Here is a 17,482-nt window from a genome sequence, read left to right as displayed (position 1 = left end):
ATGATATACACAGTGATTTCACCGGGCCTTGCGGCCCGCTTGGGACCTTTGGATCGAGTGACCTCGCACAGAGGCTCCGGGAGTCCGGACACGAAAAGGACCCCTCGTCGTGGAGCGGGCCCTTCCCGATGCAGATGTATCAGCCAACCCCTGACCTTGCGAGGGCGATGCAATACGCGTTTATGTCTACGGGTTGCGTCATCCATGGTCTTGACGAAGTGCTTGTTCTTGCGAAAGTCCGAGGGAGAGTACAACGAGCGATAGTTGAAGTTGAGCGTCACGAAGAAGAGCAATAGTAGATAGAAGGGGAAGCTGATCAGGAACCACAGGTAATACTCTCGATCCTGGTCATCCAGGAACGGCAATGAAATGGCCGCGGAGGTTTCGGATAAAGTCGCAAATATGGCAATCAGGGTCATCGGGTTGGTTATTGTCTTCAGAGGTTTGGTCATGGTGGATGCTCATATGTTGTTCGGGCTCGATAATTAATGTTGAGTGAAGTTTTATTGGGTTTGAAGTTCATGTGGGAGTGACTGGAAGACCTGTGTCTGATGTATTTTCTGGATTAACTTTGGCTGGTCTTCTTATATAAATCCAGGCGTCTTGATGCGCAATGCGCGCTGTTTTATTGGCAAATAATTCAGTTACTTTTTATGAGCGGAAGGCTTCAATCCCTGTGTGGCGACGTGTTTTTAACAAGTAAAAGCCGTGCTGTTCATGGGGTTGCTACGCTGTCAGAAAAGCGTTCTGCTCTTGCTGGACAAATTCATGGCACATTATTTCCAGGCTAATTTGTAGGAATTTTCTGTATTGCTTGTAGGTTGCGTCTTTCGGTGTGAGCGGTCAGGGGGGGCAGCATGCCAAGGTAGAAATGACTAGGCTATTGTGCGTGCTCTAAAAATTCGAACAGCGAAGTTGGATTTGCCCATGAATAAAGTGCTGATCGTGGATGATCATCCCGTCATTCGTCTTGCTGTACGTTTGCTGATGGAGCGTCATGGATATGAAGTTGTTGCCGAAACGGATAATGGCGTCGATGCGTTACAACTTGCCCGGGAACTGTCACCGGATATCGTTATCCTGGATATCGGTATTCCGAAACTGGATGGGTTGGAGGTTATCGCGCGACTGACCTCCAACCCATCGCCATTGAAAGTGCTGGTATTGACCTCCCAATCGCCGGGGCATTTTTCCATGCGTTGCATGCAGACGGGCGCCGCCGGTTACGTGTGCAAGCAACAGGACCTTACCGAATTATTGAGTGCGATAAAGGCGGTATTGTCCGGCTACAGTTATTTTCCCAACCAGGCATTGCATACGGTTCGCTCGAGTCTGGGCAATGCCAGCGAGTCGGACATGGTGGACCGCCTGTCAGGACGGGAAATGATGGTGCTGCAGCAACTGGCGCGTGGAAAAACCAATAAGGAAATTGCAGATGGAATGTTCTTGAGCAACAAGACCGTCAGTACCTACAAGACCCGGTTGTTGCTCAAGCTCAATGCCCGTTCGCTGGTCGATCTGATCGAGCTGGCGCAACGTAACGGGTTGGTGTGAGGCAGGCGGTGACGCGTACTCAGTAAAAAGCCTCCATCAGGGAGGCTTTTACGTGTCAGAGGTCAAAGTCGTAATCGGCCAATTGCTTCTGCAAGCGACGCTCTTCCAGCAGGTTATCGATGGTGCGCCGTTTGCTCAGGTTGGTCTTGGGCACTTCCACCACCACCGGTTCGACGTCTTCGGCTTCAGCGGTGATGAAATCGTCTTCTACATCCAGTTGTTCTTTACCAGTACTCATGGGTTCGACTCCAGGCTAAGACTGCCTTTGGCGCTCCTTATATCGATAAACCACGAGCGGGTAAAAAAGATTTTTTCAATCGAAGGATCAATAAAAGCAATAGCGCTTCAATCGTCAGAGGTCTTGTGCTTGTACTCGCACAGGTCCTCGATCCTGCAGCTGCCACAGCGCGGCTTTCGGGCCAGGCAGACGTAGCGTCCATGAAGAATCAGCCAGTGATGGGAGTCGAGAAGGTACTCCTTGGGCACGAACTTCATCAGTTTCTTCTCGACCTCCACCACGTTTTTACCGGGGGCCAATCCGGTCCGGTTACTGACCCGGAAAATGTGGGTATCGACCGCCATGGTCAACTGGCGAAACGCCGTATTGAGCACCACGTTGGCAGTCTTGCGGCCGACGCCTGGCAGGGCTTCCAGCGCTTCTCGGGTCTGGGGCACGACACTGCCGTGACGCTCGATCAGCAGGCGGCAGGTTTCGATCACGTTCTTTGCCTTGCTGTTGTACAGCCCGATGGTCTTGATGTATTCGGACAACCCCTCGACGCCAAGGGCATAGATCGCTTCCGGAGTATTGGCCACCGGGAACAGCCGGGCAGTGGCCTTGTTCACGCCGACATCGGTGGATTGGGCCGACAGGATTACCGCGATCAACAGTTCGAACGGCGATGAATAGGCCAGTTCAGTCTTGGGTTCCGGGTTGTCTTCATGAAAGCGACGGAATATTTCCAGGCGTTTTGCGGCGTTCATGGGCGCGGCATTTCCTTGGGAGGTGATGGGGTTTTCGCAGGTTTCCAGGCCTGGCGGGCCGCTAGCAGCAAGCCGAGCAAAAGGAACCCGCCCGGGGTCAGTTGGGCCAGAGGCGTGCCGTGGCCGATCAGTTCGCGCAGGACTCCCAGGCCGACCATCGACAGGCCGAACAGTCCTGCCAGCTGGGCGTGACCAGGCCAGCGTGATTCGACGAAGACGCGATCGTGTTCCAGTACCACGCAGCTCAGGGCGATCCAGCCCATGTACAGGCTTGACGGTCGATATGATTCTGGCGCCCAGGCCTGTGCGACCAGGCTGGCACAAGCGGTGAGGGCCGCAGCCAGTATGAGGGAGGCCAGGTGTCGTTGATGGATCGTCAGGCGAGGCCGCAAAAGCCCCATGGCCAAGCCGTGGCCAATGCTGATCAGCGTCCATGCCAGCCATAGGCCCAAGGCGTTGTTCAATGAATGGCTCGCACCGATCAGTGGGACGAGCAGCAGGCCACGGGTCAATAACGATGAGTGGGTCATGGGCGCCCCCCTGTGGTCAAGGAAACCTTGTGCTCGTCGAAGTAGCGCAAGGTGTCGTGCACGGCCTGGAGGACTGCCCGGGACGTCACCGTTGCGCCCGCCAATTGATCGAACTGCCCTTGTTCTTTTTTCAGCATCCAGTCCCTGTCGGTGCTGGTCTGGAGCGATTTGCCACTGAAAGCCTGCAGCCAGGCATTGGGCCAATCGGCAATCGTCGCGCCCAGGCCGGGTGTTTCGGACTGTCGCAGGGTTTTCACGCCCAGCAGCCGACCCAGCGGGTCGATGGCGATCAACAACTCGATGGTGCCTTCATAACCCAGGGCCTGAGTCCGTAGCAGGATGGCCGATGGCTGGCCGGAACGTGTCGTGAGATAGCCGCCCAGCAGGGTGCTGTGGGCCAGAGGCACGGGCTCCGTCACGATCGGCTGCGCCAATGGCTGGTTGTCGTACAGGTCGGCCGGCAGTACATCGAGCAGGGTTCTGTTGGCGTCGGCCTGTTGCCGGGCCTCGATGTGCTCGGCGGTGCCGATCTGCGTGAGATAGGCAGCCCCAACGCCCAGGCCGGTCAGCAGTATCAGGGTCGCAACACCGCCAGGATTGCTCATGTCGCCTGCCGCCCTTGTCGTGCCTCGGCGAAACGGTCCAGCGCCGGCACGCCGAGATTCATCAGCAGTACCGCAAACGCCACGCCGTCGGGGTAACCGCCCCAGGTGCGGATCAGATAGACCAGCAGCCCGACGCCTGCGCCGAACAGCAGGCGCGCAAGCGGAGCCTTGGCGCCCGAGACGGGTTCGGTCACGATAAAAAACGCACCCAGCAGAGTTGCGCCGGTGAGCAGGTGGAACAGCGGCGAGCCATGGGAATCCGAGCCCGAACCGTTCCAGCACAACAGGCTGACGATGAACAGGCTGGCCAGCATGCCTACCGGTGCATGCCAGCTGAACACACGTTGTTGCAGCAGAAACAGGCCGCCCGCCAGGAAGGCCAGGTTGACCCATTCGATACCTTTGCCACCGAAGCGTCCGAAGGCCGGATGGCTGGCGAACAGTTCGTCGATGGTCAGGGTGGTGTTGATACGCAGGCTGTCCAACGCTGTCGCACCGGCCCAGGCATCGGCTGGTGGATGAAGGCCGAAGACCTGTTGCAGGCCTTCGAGCAAATCAACGCTGTGGGGAGCCGGCCATTGGCTCATGTGGGAAGGAAACGCCACCAGCACCAGGGCGTATCCAAGCATGGCCGGATTGAAAGGATTGTTGCCGACGCCCCCCCACAGGTGCTTGCCGAACAACAGGGCGCAGGCGGCTGCGGAAACGGTCAGCCACCAGGGGCAATACGCCGGCAGGGCCAACGCCAGCAGCGTGGCGCTGACCAGCGCGCTGCCATCGTCCAGTTCGGGTCTGAGGGGCCGATGTCGCAAGCGCAGGACCAGGGCCTCGACCGCCAGAGCGGTGAGCCCGGACAGCAGCAGGTTGAATGCGATACCCCAGCCATACACCCACATCAAGGCCAACACACCGGGCAGGGTCGCCAGCAGCACGCGTCTCATCGCCTGCCGCAGTGCACCCTGCGAGGCGTCAGGACCGGGCATGAGCGTCCACCTGGTATTCGGCGTCCTTCACCGCTTGCTCCAGCGCCCGCAGCTCCTGGTCCGGGACGGCGGCGGCCCGGCCCTTGCCGAGTTCGGCCCGACGCATCGCCAATTGAATCTTCGCCCGTTTCAGCTCGGCATCCTGCGCTGGTGCTGGTGCTGGTGCTGGTGCTGGCGTGGCGCGTGGTGCAGCGCTTTCCAACTGCGCCAGGGCCTGTTGCGCCGCTTCGAACTGGCGTTGCAGCTGGATCAGTTGCGACTGCTGTTCGAAAGTCGGTGGATGGCCGAACGCTTTCAAGGACTTATTCAGTTGCGCCCGGCTCATGGCCAGGTCGACCTTGGCCTTTTTCAGCGCTGCGTCGGCATTGGCGGCCTTTTGCGCGCGCACCCGCTCCAAGGCGGCCTGTACGGGATCAAGGGGCTGGCTCTGGGCTGGCTGGGTGCGCTGGGTGCGGGCCAGGCGCTCGGCCTGGCGCTGCTCTTCGTCGCGCCGCAGACGCGCATTGCGCTGTTCGAAGCGCCGCCGTGCGTGATCGCGCTTGGCGGTTCGTGCCAGTCGTTCTTCTGCGCTGGAGGCCAGGTCACCGACCACGGGCACTGTCGAAGCCGGCAAGGGTTTCATTTCGATGCAGTCGACGGGGCAGGGCGCGACACAAAGGTCACAGCCGGTGCACAGCTCGACGATGACCGTATGCATCAGCTTGGGCGCACCGACAATCGCATCGACCGGGCAGGCCTGGATGCATTTGGTGCAGCCGATGCACTCGTTTTCGATGATGAAGGCGACCTGGGGCGGCGCCGAGCCCCGGCTGGTGTCCAGTTCCAGTACTGGCACCTTCATCAGGTCGGCCAGGGCCGCGATGGTTTCGCTTCCGCCGGGCGGGCATTTGTTGATCGGCTCGCCCGCGGCGATGCCTTCGGCGTAGGGCTTGCAACCCGGATGGCCGCACTTGCCACATTGGGTCTGTGGCAGCAGGGCGTCGATACGTTGAATCAGGTTCATGTCTTGACCAGCCCGCGCAATCCAAGAAATGCCACCGCCATCAGCCCGGCTCCAATCAGCTGGATCGGCAGGCCACGAAAGGGCTGGGGAATGTCATTGTCGACCGTGCGCCGGCGCAAATCATCGAACAGGCTCGACACCAGCCAGAAACCCAGCCCGGCGCCCAGGCTCAGGGCGATGGCGTGGACCAGTCCCTGGTCGGCCTGGCTGTTGAGCAGCGTGACCCCCAGTATGCCGGCATTGCCGAGCAGCAGCGGCCACAACCCCTCGAAAGACCATGCCGGCAGCCAAGTCGCCAGCAGACGCAGCAGTGGTCCGATCAGCAGCACGCTCAAGGGCAGCCAGGCAAACAGGCGCAACGATGTCAGGCTTGCCGGGACCAGCAGCCAGCGATCGACCAGGTAGCCCAGGGTGCCGACCACCAGCATCAGGCAGGCCGACGCCAGGCCCAGGGCATGCACCTGCCTCCTCCCGTCCACCGCCAGCATCGGATCGACGCCCAGCGGCCAATGCAGCACCAGGTTGCTGATCAGGGCGGTGCCCAGCAGTGTGAGGAAGACGTCTGACATGGCGTGTGGACAGCAAGGAACCTGTTACAAGATTAGGCATTATCTGGCGCGCGGCCAGATACGAAAATCCCACAGCCGCCAGCAGGGCGGCTGTGGGATCAGTGCAGCACGCAGTCGCGTTTACTTGATCCGCTGACCCGGCTTGGCGCCGCTGTCGGGGCTCAACAGGTAGATCTCCTCACCCCCCGGGCCTGCCGCCATCACCATGCCTTCAGAGATGCCGAAGCGCATTTTGCGCGGCTTGAGGTTGGCGATCATCATCGTCAGCCGGCCTTCGAGCTTGGCCGGGTCCGGATAGGCGCTCTTGATGCCGGAGAATACGTTGCGTTGCTCGTCGCCGATGTCCAGGGTCAGGCGCAGCAGTTTATCCGCACCCTCCACGGCCTCTGCCTTGAGGATCAACGCGACGCGCAGGTCGACGGCGGCAAAGGTATCGAAATCGATTTCCGGCGACAGCGGGTCCTTGGCCAGTTCGCCGTTGCCGGCAGGAGCGCCGGTGTCGGTCTGGCTGGCGACCAGGTCTTCCTTGGAGGCGTCGGTCATGGCTTGCACCTTGGCGGCTTCGATACGGGTCATCAGCGGCTTGAATTCGTTCAGTTGATGGTTGCTCAGCAAGGTCTGGTGGTCGTCCCAGGTCAGCGGTGCCACGTTGAGGAACGCTTCGGCATCGGCGGCCAGCAGCGGCAGCACCGGCTTGAGGAAGATCACCAGCTGGCGGAACAGGTTGACGCCCAGGGCACAGATGGCCTGGACTTCATCCTGCTTGCCTTCATGCTTGTTCAGCGACCAGGGCGCCTTGTCGGCGATCCAGGCATTGGCACGGTCGGCCAGGGCCATGATTTCACGCATCGCCCGGGCAAAGTCGCGGGTCTCGTAGGCCTCGGCGATGCTCGGTGCGGCGGCCAGGAAGGCGTCGGTCAGTTCCGGCGCGGCATTGCCGGCCACCAGGACCCCGGCGTTACCCTTGTGGATGAACCCGGCGCAACGGCTGGCAATGTTGACGACCTTGCCCACCAGGTCGGAGTTGACCTTCTGCACGAAGTCCTCGAGGTTCAGGTCCAGGTCGTCGACGCCGCGGCCCAGCTTGGCCGCGTAGTAGTAGCGCAGGTATTCCGGGGACAGGTGGTCCAGGTAGGTCCGTGCCTTGATGAAGGTACCGCGGGACTTGGACATCTTCTGGCCGTTGACGGTCAGGTAGCCGTGGACGTTGATGCCGGTCGGCTTGCGGAAACCGGCGCCTTCGAGCATCGCGGGCCAGAACAGTGCATGGAAATTGACGATGTCCTTGCCGATGAAATGGTACAGCTCGGCAGTGGAGTCCTTGCCCCAGAACGCGTCGAAGTCCAGCTCCGGCGTGCGGTCGCAAAGGTTCTTGAAGCTGGCCATGTAGCCGATGGGCGCATCCAGCCACACGTAGAAGTACTTGCCGGGTTCGCCAGGGATCTCGAAACCGAAATACGGGGCGTCGCGGGAGATGTCCCACTGCTGCAGGCCGGCGTCGAGCCACTCGGAGAGCTTGTTGGCGACGGCATCCTGCAGGGTGCCGCTGCGGGTCCAGGCCTGCAGCATCTGCTGGAAGTCCGGCAGCTTGAAGAAGAAATGCTCGGAGTCCTTGAGCACTGGCGTGGCACCGGAAATCGCCGACTTGGGGTCCTTCAGGTCGGTCGGTGCGTAGGTCGCGCCGCATTTCTCGCAGTTGTCGCCGTACTGGTCTTCGGTGCCGCATTTCGGGCAGGTGCCCTTGATGAAGCGGTCGGCCAGGAACATTTTCTTTTCCGGGTCGAAATACTGGGTGATCGAGCGCGTGGCGATGTGCCCGGCGTCACGCAGCTTCAGGTAGATCAGGCTCGACAGCTCACGGTTTTCTTCGGCGTGAGTGGAGTGGAAGTTATCGAAGTCCACCAGGAAGTCGGCAAAGTCGGCGCTGTGTTCAGCCTGGACATTGGCGATCAGTTGTTCCGGGGTGATGCCTTCCTTTTCCGCGCGCAACATGATGGCCGAACCGTGGGCGTCGTCGGCGCAGACATAGATGCATTGGTTGCCGCGATGCTTCTGGAAGCGCACCCACATATCGGTCTGGATGTACTCCAGCATATGGCCGAGGTGAATCGAACCATTGGCATAGGGCAGGGCACTGGTGACGAGGATCTTGCGTGGCTCGGACATGGGGCTCGGCTACTTGATGAAACGGAGGTCGGCCACTATAAAGCGCTGGGAAATATATTTCACCCCACCGGCCTGTTTCCGCATGCATCGATTGGGCGCGGTGAAGGGCGCCGGGCCACGATCTGTGGTGAATGGATCGAGCGAAACATCGCACCGCCCCGCTGGACTGCGCAGCAGTCGCAAAAACAGTCGAACCAGACCAACCCGGGCGCGAGGTTCTGGGGCGCTTCGCAACCCTGCGGGGATGAATCCCTCGCCACAAAAGGTGTTCGCCCTGTTGTAATCGGGTCGCCACGCGCAAGCGTGGGGCGTAGGATAGCGGCCTGTTTTCAAGTCCTGCTATCGGAGTTGCCCATGAGCGCCGTCAATCGCGCAACGGTGGAAGCCGTCCTTCGCCAATACACCGACCCCTACCTGAACCAGGATCCGGTCAGCGCCGGATGTGTGCGCGATATCGACGTGCAAGGCGATCGCGTCAACGTTCGATTGGAGATCGGCTATGCCGCCGACCTGTTCAAGGGCGGTTGGGCGCAGATGCTGCAGATGGCGATCGAGGCCCTGGACGGGGTGACGAGCGCCAAGGTCGAGATCACCAGTGTGATCGCCCCCCACAAGGCCCAGGCGCAGGTTCCTGGTCTGGCGAACGTCAAGAATGTCATTGCCGTGGCCTCGGGCAAGGGCGGTGTGGGCAAATCCACCACCGCCGCCAACCTGGCCCTGGCCCTCGCCCGGGAAGGGGCGAAGGTCGGCATGCTGGATGCGGACATCTATGGACCGAGCCAGGGCATCATGTTCGGCATTGCCGAGGGCACCCGGCCGCAGGTCAAGGACCAGAAATGGTTCGTACCGATCCAGTCCCACGGCGTGGAAGTCATGTCCATGGCGTTCCTCACCGACGACAACACGCCGATGGTCTGGCGCGGACCGATGGTGTCCGGTGCCTTGCTGCAACTGGTGACGCAGACCGCCTGGGGCGACCTGGACTACCTGGTGATCGACATGCCGCCCGGCACTGGCGATATCCAGCTGACCCTTGCACAGAAAGTCCCGGTGGCCGGTGCGGTGATCGTCACCACCCCACAGGACCTGGCACTGCTGGACGCCCGCAAGGGGGTGGAGATGTTCCGCAAGGTGAACATCCCGGTGTTGGGCGTGGTGGAGAACATGGCCGTGCACATCTGTTCGAACTGCGGGCATGCAGAACATCTGTTCGGCGAAGGTGGCGGCGAGAAACTGGCGAACCAGTACGGCGTCGAGCTGTTGGCTTCGTTGCCGCTGTCCATGCTGATCCGCGAACAATCCGATGGTGGCAAGCCGACTGTCATTGCCGAGCCGGAAAGCCAGATCGCCATGGTCTACCAGGAACTGGCCCGTCACGTGGGCGCGCGGATCGTCCTGCAGGAAGCGGCGATGCCGTCGATGCCGAACATTACCGTCAGCGACGACTGATCTCACGCCGACCCTCGTGGAAGCGGGCAAGCCCGCTCCCGCAAGGGGACGTGGCGGTTCTACATCCGCAACCCGCCATCCATCTCCAGAATGCGGCCGGTGTAGTAGTCGTTCTCGAAGATATAGGCCGCCGAATGGGCGATCTCTTCAGGCCTGCCCATGCGTCTCAGGGGAATGGCGCTGGTCATTCTCTCCAGCGCCTCGGGTTTCATGCCCAGGGTCATCTCTGTCTCGATAAAGCCCGGTGCGATGCCGGCCACACGGATACCGTAGCGCGCCAGTTCCTTGGCCCAGGTCACGGTAGCGGCTGCCACGCCGGCCTTGGCGGCCGAATAGTTGGTCTGGCCGATATTGCCCGCCCGGGAAATCGAGGAAATATTGATGATGGCACCGCTGTTCTTCAGTTCGACCATCTTCGCGGCCACCTCGCGGGTGCACAGAAACACCCCCGTAAGGTTCACATCGATCACTGCCTGCCACTGGGCCAGGCTCATCTTGGTCATTTCGCCGTCCTTGACCTTGAGCAACAAGCCGTCACGCAGGATCCCGGCGTTGTTGATCAGCCCGTGGATCGCTCCGAAATCTTCGGCCACCCGGGCGACCATGTCGCTGACCTGTTCTTCATTGGCGACGTTGCACAGGTAGGCGCGGGCCTCGACGCCCCTGGCCTTGCAGGCGGCAACCGCCTGGTCGAGTTTTTCCTGATTGAGGTCCACCAGGGCGAGCTTTGCGCCTTTGTCGGCGAAATACTCGGCCATGGAGCGGCCCAGACCCTGGCAACCGCCGGTGATAATGATTACTTTGTCGGTGAGTTGCATTCTCATGTCCCGGTGGCGCAGCGGTGAAGGGGAGCCCTGTGACGGCCTCTCGATCGGCGACGGTCGTTCAGCTGCGCAGAGAACTGCCCGTTGAGGGGCTGAAACATAGCCCGAACGCCTGACCGTTTTTAGACGGCTTTCACTAAAGGAGTCATAAATTGAGCGTTGACGTTGCCAAGCATGCACGAGAATTGCTGCTCAAGGAATACCGTGGAATGCTCTCCACCCATTCCAAGTCCATGCCCGGCTTTCCGTTCGGTTCCGTGGTGCCTTACTGCCTGGACGAGCAGGGCCGGCCGCTGATCCTGATCAGCCGCATCGCCCAGCACACCCATAACCTGCAAAAAGACCCCAAATGCTCGATGCTGGTGGGCGAACGGGGAGCCGAGGACGTGCAGGCCGTGGGGCGCCTGACCTATCTGGCCGAGGCGCAAAAGCTCGAAGACAGCGCAGCCATCGAGGCCGCCGCCGAGCGCTATTACCGCTACTTCCCCGAGTCGCGGAACTACCACCAGGCCCACGATTTCGATTTCTGGGTGCTCAGCCCGGTGCGCCACCGCTATATCGGTGGCTTCGGCGCCATTCACTGGATCGACCGGATTACGCTTGCGAACCCCTTCGCTGGCAAGGCGGAGGCGAGCATGATCGAGCACATGAATGCCGATCATGCCAAGGCCATTGCTCATTATGTGGAATTGGCCAATCTTCCCAGGACCGAGCCGGCGCAACTGGTAGGCATCGACAGTGAAGGCATGCACCTGCGCATCGGCCAAGGACTGCATTGGCTGGCGTTCCAGGCACCGTGCAACACGCCGACACAAGTACGCGAAGCCTTGGTTTATCTGGCTCACGCCGAACAATGGCCAAAAAATGCAGAGGCCGACGCTTGAATTCACGAAAGGGTGACGTCATTTAGGGTTTCATAGCTGGTGGCCTGTGTGGCTGATTCGAGTACAGGCCACCAAGCATTCTTGCGTTGAGGAACCCTTTGATGCGCCCTTTTTTGTTGCTCTTCCTGCTATTCCCGGTGCTGGAGCTGTTTGTATTCGTCAAGGTCAGCGGTGCGATCGGGTTTTTCCCGGCCCTCTTGCTGGTGATTCTCGGCTCTATGCTCGGCGTATTCGTATTGCGTATCGCCGGTCTCGCCACGGCACTGCGTGCTCGTGAAAGCCTGAACCGTGGCGAACTGCCCGCCCAGACCATGCTCGAAGGCCTGATGCTGGCCTTGGGCGGTGGCCTGTTGATCCTGCCAGGCTTCATCAGCGATGTGCTGGGCCTGATCATGCTGTTGCCTTTCACCCGTCGGATGCTGGCCAACAAGATGCGCCAGCGTGCCGAAGAGCAGGCCATGCGCCAGCGTGCCTTTTCCGACGATCTACAGCCTCGTGGCGGCCCGGCACCGCGGGAGCCCCTGGGCCGAGAGCCGAACGTGATCGAAGGCGAGTTCGAACACCGCGACTCCAAGTAGACCCACCGCACGGCACCTTCGGGTGCCGTGTTCGTTTTCGGGGCGCCGGAAGAAAATTTTTTCGTCCCGGCCCTTGTAATCGTCTTGTACGCCCTTATGTATCGGTCACCGCAAGGTTCCCGGTGGCAACACTGGACAGACTTCCGCGGTTCGGCTGACGAACCGCATCCGGCTTTGCCGGCTTTTGTTAAACCCGCCGGGAATACACCGGCCGATGAAAACCAAAATTAGGAGAGATCGACAATGAAGCTTCGTCCTCTGCATGACCGCGTCGTCATCCGTCGCAGCGAAGAAGAGAAGAAAACCGCTGGCGGTATCGTCCTGCCAGGTTCGGCTGCTGAAAAAGCCAACCACGGTGAAGTTCTCGCTGTAGGCCCAGGCAAGGCACTGGAAAACGGTGAAGTACGTGCGCCGGCCGTGAAAGTGGGTGACAAGGTTGTGTTCGGCCCTTACTCCGGCAGCAACACTGTGAAAGTCGACGGCGAAGACCTGCTGGTAATGAGCGAGAACGAAATCCTCGCTGTTATCGAAGGCTGATTTCTCCCGCCCATTTTTCCCGTTACTACAAAGTATTTAAGGAATATCGATCATGGCTGCTAAAGAAGTTAAATTCGGCGACTCCGCCCGCAAGAAAATGCTCACCGGTGTCAATGTCCTGGCTGACGCAGTAAAAGCGACCCTGGGCCCGAAAGGCCGTAACGTGATCATCGAGAAAAGCTTCGGCGCTCCGACCATCACCAAGGACGGCGTTTCCGTAGCCAAGGAAATCGAACTCGAAGATCGTTTCGAAAACATGGGCGCGCAGCTGGTCAAGGACGTTGCCTCCCGTGCCAACGATGACGCGGGCGACGGCACCACCACCGCCACCGTTCTGGCTCAGTCGATCGTCAACGAAGGCCTGAAGGCTGTCGCTGCCGGCATGAACCCGATGGACCTCAAGCGCGGTATCGACAAGGCCACCATCGCCATCGTCAAGGAGCTCAAGGGCCTGTCCAAGCCTTGCGCTGACTCCAAGGCGATTGCCCAGGTCGGCACCATCTCTGCCAACTCCGACAACTCCATCGGTGACATCATCGCTGAAGCCATGGAAAAAGTCGGTAAAGAAGGCGTGATCACCGTCGAAGAAGGTTCGGGCCTGGAAAACGAACTGTCGGTTGTCGAAGGCATGCAGTTCGACCGCGGCTACCTGTCCCCGTACTTCGTCAACAAGCCAGACACCATGGTTGCCGAGCTGGAAAGCCCGCTGATCCTGCTGGTGGACAAAAAGATCTCCAACATCCGCGAAATGCTGCCGGTGCTGGAAGCCGTTGCCAAAGCCGGCCGTCCACTGCTGATCGTGGCCGAAGACGTCGAAGGCGAAGCCCTGGCGACCCTGGTCGTGAACAACATGCGTGGCATCGTCAAGGTCGCGGCCGTCAAGGCTCCAGGCTTCGGCGACCGTCGCAAGGCCATGCTGCAGGACATTGCCGTCCTGACTGGCGGTACCGTAATCTCCGAAGAGATCGGCCTGAGCCTGGAAAGCACGACCCTGGAGCACCTGGGTAATGCCAAGCGCGTGACCCTGTCCAAGGAAAACACCATCATCGTCGACGGTGCTGGCGTACAAGGCGACATCGAAGCGCGTATCGCACAGATCCGTGCCCAGGTTGCCGAAACTTCCTCGGACTACGACCGTGAAAAACTGCAAGAGCGTCTGGCCAAGCTGTCCGGCGGCGTTGCGGTGATCAAGGTTGGCGCCGGTTCCGAAGTCGAAATGAAAGAGAAGAAAGCCCGCGTTGAAGACGCCCTGCACGCTACCCGTGCAGCCGTTGAAGAAGGCGTGGTACCTGGCGGTGGCGTAGCCCTGATCCGTGCTCTGGAAGCATTGACCCAACTGAAAGGCGACAATGCCGATCAGGACGTTGGTATCGCTGTGCTGCGTCGCGCTGTTGAAGCGCCGCTGCGTCAGATCGTTGCCAACTCCGGCGACGAGCCAAGCGTTGTGGTCGACAAGGTCAAGAACGGCGAGGGCAGCTTCGGTTACAACGCTGCCACTGGCGAGTACGGCGACATGATCGAAATGGGCATCCTGGACCCAACCAAGGTGACCCGTTCGGCCCTGCAGGCCGCTGCTTCCATCGGCGGTCTGATCCTGACCACCGAAGCTGCGGTTGCTGATGCACCGAAGAAAGAAGGTGCAGCTGGCGGCGGCATGCCAGACATGGGCGGCATGGGTGGCATGGGCGGCATGATGTAAGCCAGCCTTACCCCTGTACTGAAAAACCCCGTCTGCGTCAGCAGGCGGGGTTTTTTATTCGCTTCAAAAATGTTAGCTCGAAATGGCGGTGTGGCTATCCCGTTCAGGCATTGGCGGGACGCGCCTCGGCTACCGATTCATTTGTGGAAGCTGGCCGGTACAGGATGTAGTAATAACATCCCAGGCAAATCAGCCAGCAGAACACCGCCGTCCACACATTGTGGGAAAAGAAGTGTGCTCCCTGCATCATCCGACCGACAGAAAACACCGTGCCCAGGGCGAAGGCCAATACCAGCGTCTGGCGGGCGAGGCGCGGGCGACGGTCGCGCAGGGCGAAGAACAGCGCAAACAAGGTGAAGCCGGTCGCCGCATGGCCGCCGGGCCAGCATCGGCCAGGCTTGTCGGTGGCAGGGCGAGGACTCAGCAGTTCACTGTAGGCTTCGCTGCCGCCAAATTCCTTCAGGCTCCAGGGACATTGCACCGCCGTCACGGCTTTCATCGGGGTAACGAAAGAAGTCGCCAGGGCCAGGGATAAGACCAGGCAGCCCATCTCGCGTTTGAAGGGTTTGAGTCGGGCGACGAAAAACGTGCCGATGAAACCGAGGATCGCCAGCACGGAAAAACCGATGACCATCTGTTTGGCCCGGTCATGCAGGATGTCTTCCAGAAAAAAACTGTGCCGGCCGATGAAACCACCACCGGCCGGGTCGTAGAACAGCCTGGCCAGGTCCATGTCCACGGTCGTCGCCTCCAGTAGCACCAGAATCAGGGCAACCACGGCGGGCACGCCCAGGGCGATCCGGAAATTCAAGGGTCTGGAAGCGGGACGGATGGCTGTGTGGACCATGGCGGTACCTTCGATGGCAGTGTTCATGAACGGCAATGCGCGCAGTCTGCCCGGCGCTGCGTTGGGGAGGTGTGAATGCCCGGTGAAAAACTCGTCAAGATCCTTTTTCCGGAAAGGTCCCCTCAAGGTTCACCGGCGAGGACCAAAGATGCGCCTCTAGCCGGAAGCGACGCTTGGCCTTAAGCTGCGCGGGCCACGAAGACCGTCTAGCGTGAGCGGAGGAGATCCCATGCGAATTCTGTTGGTTGAAGACAACCGTGACATCCTGGCCAACCTGGCCGATTACCTGGGGCTCAAAGGTTATACCGTCGATTGCGCACAGGACGGTTTGTCGGGGTTGCATCTGGCCGCGACCGAGCACTACGACCTGATCGTGCTCGATATCATGCTGCCGGGGATCGACGGCTACACCTTGTGCAAGCGCCTGCGGGAAGATGCCCGGCGCGACACGCCCGTGATCATGCTCACGGCTCGCGACCAACTGGATGATCGCTTGCAAGGTTTCAAATCCGGGGCCGACGATTACCTGATCAAACCCTTTGCCCTGTCGGAACTGGCGGCACGGATCGAAGCCGTGATGCGTCGGACCCAGGGCGGCGGTCGGCGCGCCTTGCAGGTCGGCGACCTGAGCTACGACCTCGACACCCTGGAAGTGACACGCGAAGGCAAGCTGCTCAAGCTCAACCCGGTCGGCCTGAAGCTGCTGGCGGTACTGATGCAGAAGAGCCCCCACGTGTTGCGCCGGGAAATCCTCGAGGAAGCCTTGTGGGGCGACGACTGCCCGGACAGCGACAGCCTGCGCAGCCACGTTCACCAATTGCGCCAGGTGATCGACAAGCCTTTCGACAAACCCCTGCTGCATACCGTGCACGGCGTGGGTTATCGCCTGGCCGAGGGCCGAGATGGAGTTTAAGCAGAGCCTTGCCCAACGGATCATCATCGCTTTTGCACTGATGAGCGCGTTGGTGGCCGGAGCGTTCGCCATGGGCATCGTGGCGACGGTCCATCTGGTGGAAGAAAAGTTGATTTCCGCCGGGCTGGGAGGCGACCTGCAGCGCCTGTTGCTGATGGACAGCGTGTCGGACTGGAGCCATCGCCCGGAACCCGACCAGCTGTTCTACTTCAGTGGTGGCCCGGGCGACTTCGAGTTGCCCAAGGATCTGCGTCATCTGGAACGCGGTTTCCATGAAGTGTTCCGGGAGCAGTTGTCCTATCACGCCATGGTGGAGATCGTGGACGGTCGGCACTACGTGCTGCTGCAAGACCAGAGCGATTTCGAGGAGCGTGAACGGGTACTGTTCGCCGTGGTGCTGGTGGGGTTCGTGCTCAGCCTGGCGCTTGCAGTGTTCCTGGGTTGGGTCCTGGCTCGTCGGGTGATGGCGCCGGTGGTGCGCCTGGCCCAGCAAGTGCGCCATCGAGACCAGCTCCTCGGGCTCGCCCCGCCGTTGGCCCCCGATTATGCCGCCGATGAGGTGGGCGAACTTGCCGTGGCATTCGACGCCACGCTGGGGCGTTTGCGCCAGGCGTTGACGCGGGAACGGTTGTTCACCAGTGATGTGAGTCACGAGTTGCGCACTCCGTTGATGGTGCTGGCGACGTCCTGCGAGCTGTTGCTGGAGAACCCGGCCTTGGATCAACGCGGTCGCACCCAGGTCGAGCGTATCAACCGCGCCAGTGAAGAGATGCGTGAGCTGGTGCAGACCTTCCTGATGCTCGCCAGGACCCAGCGTGAAGACAGTGGCATGTCCCCTCGAATGACGCTGGGCCAAGTCGCCGATAACCTCATCGGGTTGTGGCGAACCCCGATCGAGTCCAAGGGCCTGGAACTGATCTTCGAGCCCGGGCATCCCCCCGATACCCTGTACAACGCGACATTCCTGACAGCCGTCATGGGCAACCTGTTGCGCAACGCCTTGCACTACACAGACCAGGGGTTCATTCGCCTCACGCTGAATTCCAGCGGGTTCGTGGTCGAGGACAGCGGGGTCGGTATTCCCGAGGAGAAGCGCGAGGCGATGTTCGAACCGTTCGTACGCGGCAACGAAAAACGCGGAGAAGGGCTTGGGTTGGGGCTGTCGCTGGTGCAGCGAATCTGTGAGAACCAGGGCTGGACGGTGAGCCTCAGCACCATGGAGCCTAACGGTTGCCATTTCGAAGTGGACTTGAATCCGCAGCCTTGAACGTTCCCGTCACCTCCTTGCATGTCGAAAAGTCTTGAAAACATTCGGCCGTTTACACGACGAAGTTTTCACAAAGACATGACCTGACGC

General features: G+C 60.4%; 18 protein-coding genes and 1 pseudogene. 8 read left to right on the top strand and 11 right to left on the bottom strand.

What is annotated here, in order from left to right; all coding sequences use genetic code 11:
• Nucleotides 1-178: 178 nt before the first annotated feature.
• Nucleotides 179-452 (bottom strand): annotated as a pseudogene (locus BLP99_RS26405) (hypothetical protein); the annotation flags it as partial.
• 475 nt (nucleotides 453-927) lie between these two features.
• Between BLP99_RS26405 and BLP99_RS12015 the strand changes: the two are divergent.
• Nucleotides 928-1,554 (top strand): response regulator transcription factor, encoded by a 627-nt coding sequence (locus tag BLP99_RS12015; RefSeq protein WP_072395016.1) that lies wholly within the window; start codon nucleotides 928-930, stop codon nucleotides 1,552-1,554.
• Between the two features lie 55 nt (nucleotides 1,555-1,609).
• Here the strand turns inward: BLP99_RS12015 and BLP99_RS12010 are convergent, their stop codons facing one another.
• The 8 genes from BLP99_RS12010 to metG all read right to left on the bottom strand — a co-directional run bounded on the left by BLP99_RS12010 (nucleotide 1,610) and on the right by metG (nucleotide 8,394).
• On the bottom strand, nucleotides 1,610-1,792 hold the full coding sequence (locus tag BLP99_RS12010; RefSeq protein WP_072395014.1) for a PA3496 family putative envelope integrity protein: 183 nt from the start codon (nucleotides 1,790-1,792) through the stop codon (nucleotides 1,610-1,612).
• 107 nt (nucleotides 1,793-1,899) lie between these two features.
• Nucleotides 1,900-2,538, bottom strand: a complete 639-nt coding sequence (gene nth, locus BLP99_RS12005) for an endonuclease III (protein ID WP_072431862.1) — start codon at nucleotides 2,536-2,538, stop codon at nucleotides 1,900-1,902.
• On the bottom strand, nucleotides 2,535-3,068 hold the full coding sequence (locus tag BLP99_RS12000) for an Rnf-Nqr domain containing protein (RefSeq protein WP_072458734.1): 534 nt from the start codon (nucleotides 3,066-3,068) through the stop codon (nucleotides 2,535-2,537). Before BLP99_RS12000 ends, nth begins: the two co-directional genes overlap by 4 nt.
• Nucleotides 3,065-3,673 carry an RnfABCDGE type electron transport complex subunit G gene (locus BLP99_RS11995; RefSeq protein WP_092180379.1) on the bottom strand — a complete coding sequence of 203 codons (609 nt, stop codon included), beginning with the start codon at nucleotides 3,671-3,673 and terminating at the stop codon, nucleotides 3,065-3,067. The genes BLP99_RS12000 and BLP99_RS11995 overlap by 4 nt, the downstream gene beginning before the upstream one ends.
• Nucleotides 3,670-4,656 carry an RnfABCDGE type electron transport complex subunit D gene (locus BLP99_RS11990; protein WP_072395004.1) on the bottom strand — a complete coding sequence of 329 codons (987 nt, stop codon included), beginning with the start codon at nucleotides 4,654-4,656 and terminating at the stop codon, nucleotides 3,670-3,672. Before BLP99_RS11990 ends, BLP99_RS11995 begins: the two co-directional genes overlap by 4 nt.
• Nucleotides 4,643-5,659, bottom strand: coding sequence for an electron transport complex subunit RsxB (gene rsxB, locus BLP99_RS11985; protein WP_092180377.1), 1,017 nt, complete (start codon nucleotides 5,657-5,659; stop codon nucleotides 4,643-4,645). Before rsxB ends, BLP99_RS11990 begins: the two co-directional genes overlap by 14 nt.
• Nucleotides 5,656-6,228: an Rnf-Nqr domain containing protein gene (locus BLP99_RS11980; protein ID WP_072395000.1), complete on the bottom strand. Its 573-nt coding sequence runs from the start codon at nucleotides 6,226-6,228 to the stop codon at nucleotides 5,656-5,658. Before BLP99_RS11980 ends, rsxB begins: the two co-directional genes overlap by 4 nt.
• A 120-nt stretch (nucleotides 6,229-6,348) precedes the next feature.
• Nucleotides 6,349-8,394 (bottom strand): methionine--tRNA ligase, encoded by a 2,046-nt coding sequence (gene metG / locus BLP99_RS11975; protein ID WP_092180375.1) that lies wholly within the window; start codon nucleotides 8,392-8,394, stop codon nucleotides 6,349-6,351.
• A gap of 354 nt (nucleotides 8,395-8,748) precedes the next feature.
• On the opposite strand from metG, the gene apbC reads away from it, so the two are divergent.
• Nucleotides 8,749-9,843 (top strand): iron-sulfur cluster carrier protein ApbC, encoded by a 1,095-nt coding sequence (apbC, locus tag BLP99_RS11970; RefSeq protein ID WP_076406404.1) that lies wholly within the window; start codon nucleotides 8,749-8,751, stop codon nucleotides 9,841-9,843.
• A 59-nt stretch (nucleotides 9,844-9,902) separates the two neighbouring features.
• On the opposite strand, the gene BLP99_RS11965 is transcribed toward apbC, so the two are convergent.
• Nucleotides 9,903-10,661 (bottom strand): SDR family oxidoreductase, encoded by a 759-nt coding sequence (locus BLP99_RS11965; RefSeq protein WP_072394994.1) that lies wholly within the window; start codon nucleotides 10,659-10,661, stop codon nucleotides 9,903-9,905.
• A gap of 158 nt (nucleotides 10,662-10,819) precedes the next feature.
• Here BLP99_RS11965 and BLP99_RS11960 point away from each other — a divergent pair, with 158 nt between their 5' ends.
• From BLP99_RS11960 to groL, 4 genes are all read left to right on the top strand, one after another.
• Entirely contained in the window at nucleotides 10,820-11,551 is a 732-nt protein-coding gene (locus tag BLP99_RS11960) for a HugZ family pyridoxamine 5'-phosphate oxidase (protein WP_072394992.1), read from the top strand.
• A gap of 101 nt (nucleotides 11,552-11,652) precedes the next feature.
• Entirely contained in the window at nucleotides 11,653-12,129 is a 477-nt protein-coding gene (locus BLP99_RS11955; RefSeq protein WP_072394990.1) for an FxsA family protein, read from the top strand.
• A 243-nt stretch (nucleotides 12,130-12,372) separates the two neighbouring features.
• On the top strand, nucleotides 12,373-12,666 hold the full coding sequence (locus tag BLP99_RS11950; RefSeq protein WP_072394988.1) for a co-chaperone GroES: 294 nt from the start codon (nucleotides 12,373-12,375) through the stop codon (nucleotides 12,664-12,666).
• A 52-nt stretch (nucleotides 12,667-12,718) separates the two neighbouring features.
• On the top strand, nucleotides 12,719-14,365 hold the full coding sequence (gene groL, locus BLP99_RS11945) for a chaperonin GroEL (RefSeq protein ID WP_072394986.1): 1,647 nt from the start codon (nucleotides 12,719-12,721) through the stop codon (nucleotides 14,363-14,365).
• Between the two features lie 103 nt (nucleotides 14,366-14,468).
• Here groL and BLP99_RS11940 read toward each other — a convergent pair whose 3' ends face one another.
• Nucleotides 14,469-15,212, bottom strand: coding sequence for a phosphatase PAP2 family protein (locus tag BLP99_RS11940; protein WP_072395455.1), 744 nt, complete (start codon nucleotides 15,210-15,212; stop codon nucleotides 14,469-14,471).
• Between the two features lie 229 nt (nucleotides 15,213-15,441).
• Between BLP99_RS11940 and colR the strand changes: the two genes are divergently transcribed.
• The gene (gene colR / locus BLP99_RS11935) at nucleotides 15,442-16,125 is read left to right on the top strand and encodes a two-component system response regulator ColR (RefSeq protein WP_072394984.1); all 684 of its coding nucleotides are present in this window, start codon (nucleotides 15,442-15,444) and stop codon (nucleotides 16,123-16,125) included.
• Entirely contained in the window at nucleotides 16,115-17,392 is a 1,278-nt protein-coding gene (locus tag BLP99_RS11930) for a sensor histidine kinase (protein WP_072394982.1), read from the top strand. Before colR ends, BLP99_RS11930 begins: the two co-directional genes overlap by 11 nt.
• Nucleotides 17,393-17,482: the final 90 nt, after the last annotated feature.

The sequence above is a fragment of the Pseudomonas sp. NFACC32-1 genome, from assembly GCF_900101215.1.
In the GTDB taxonomy this organism is placed as follows: Bacteria; Pseudomonadota; Gammaproteobacteria; order Pseudomonadales; family Pseudomonadaceae; genus Aquipseudomonas.
Note: the sequence above shows the minus strand (reverse complement) of the source record. Positions and strands in the feature narration are given on the sequence as shown.

Coding starts and splice junctions, on each gene's coding strand:
- BLP99_RS12015 (WP_072395016.1), top strand. CDS start 928: ATGAATAAAGTGCTGATCGTGGATGATCATCCCGTCATTCGTCTTGCT.
- BLP99_RS12010 (WP_072395014.1), bottom strand. CDS start 1,792: ATGAGTACTGGTAAAGAACAACTGGATGTAGAAGACGATTTCATCACC.
- nth (WP_072431862.1), bottom strand. CDS start 2,538: ATGAACGCCGCAAAACGCCTGGAAATATTCCGTCGCTTTCATGAAGAC.
- BLP99_RS12000 (WP_072458734.1), bottom strand. CDS start 3,068: ATGACCCACTCATCGTTATTGACCCGTGGCCTGCTGCTCGTCCCACTG.
- BLP99_RS11995 (WP_092180379.1), bottom strand. CDS start 3,673: ATGAGCAATCCTGGCGGTGTTGCGACCCTGATACTGCTGACCGGCCTG.
- BLP99_RS11990 (WP_072395004.1), bottom strand. CDS start 4,656: ATGCCCGGTCCTGACGCCTCGCAGGGTGCACTGCGGCAGGCGATGAGA.
- rsxB (WP_092180377.1), bottom strand. CDS start 5,659: ATGAACCTGATTCAACGTATCGACGCCCTGCTGCCACAGACCCAATGT.
- BLP99_RS11980 (WP_072395000.1), bottom strand. CDS start 6,228: ATGTCAGACGTCTTCCTCACACTGCTGGGCACCGCCCTGATCAGCAAC.
- metG (WP_092180375.1), bottom strand. CDS start 8,394: ATGTCCGAGCCACGCAAGATCCTCGTCACCAGTGCCCTGCCCTATGCC.
- apbC (WP_076406404.1), top strand. CDS start 8,749: ATGAGCGCCGTCAATCGCGCAACGGTGGAAGCCGTCCTTCGCCAATAC.
- BLP99_RS11965 (WP_072394994.1), bottom strand. CDS start 10,661: ATGCAACTCACCGACAAAGTAATCATTATCACCGGCGGTTGCCAGGGT.
- BLP99_RS11955 (WP_072394990.1), top strand. CDS start 11,653: ATGCGCCCTTTTTTGTTGCTCTTCCTGCTATTCCCGGTGCTGGAGCTG.
- BLP99_RS11950 (WP_072394988.1), top strand. CDS start 12,373: ATGAAGCTTCGTCCTCTGCATGACCGCGTCGTCATCCGTCGCAGCGAA.
- groL (WP_072394986.1), top strand. CDS start 12,719: ATGGCTGCTAAAGAAGTTAAATTCGGCGACTCCGCCCGCAAGAAAATG.
- BLP99_RS11940 (WP_072395455.1), bottom strand. CDS start 15,212: ATGGTCCACACAGCCATCCGTCCCGCTTCCAGACCCTTGAATTTCCGG.
- colR (WP_072394984.1), top strand. CDS start 15,442: ATGCGAATTCTGTTGGTTGAAGACAACCGTGACATCCTGGCCAACCTG.
- BLP99_RS11930 (WP_072394982.1), top strand. CDS start 16,115: ATGGAGTTTAAGCAGAGCCTTGCCCAACGGATCATCATCGCTTTTGCA.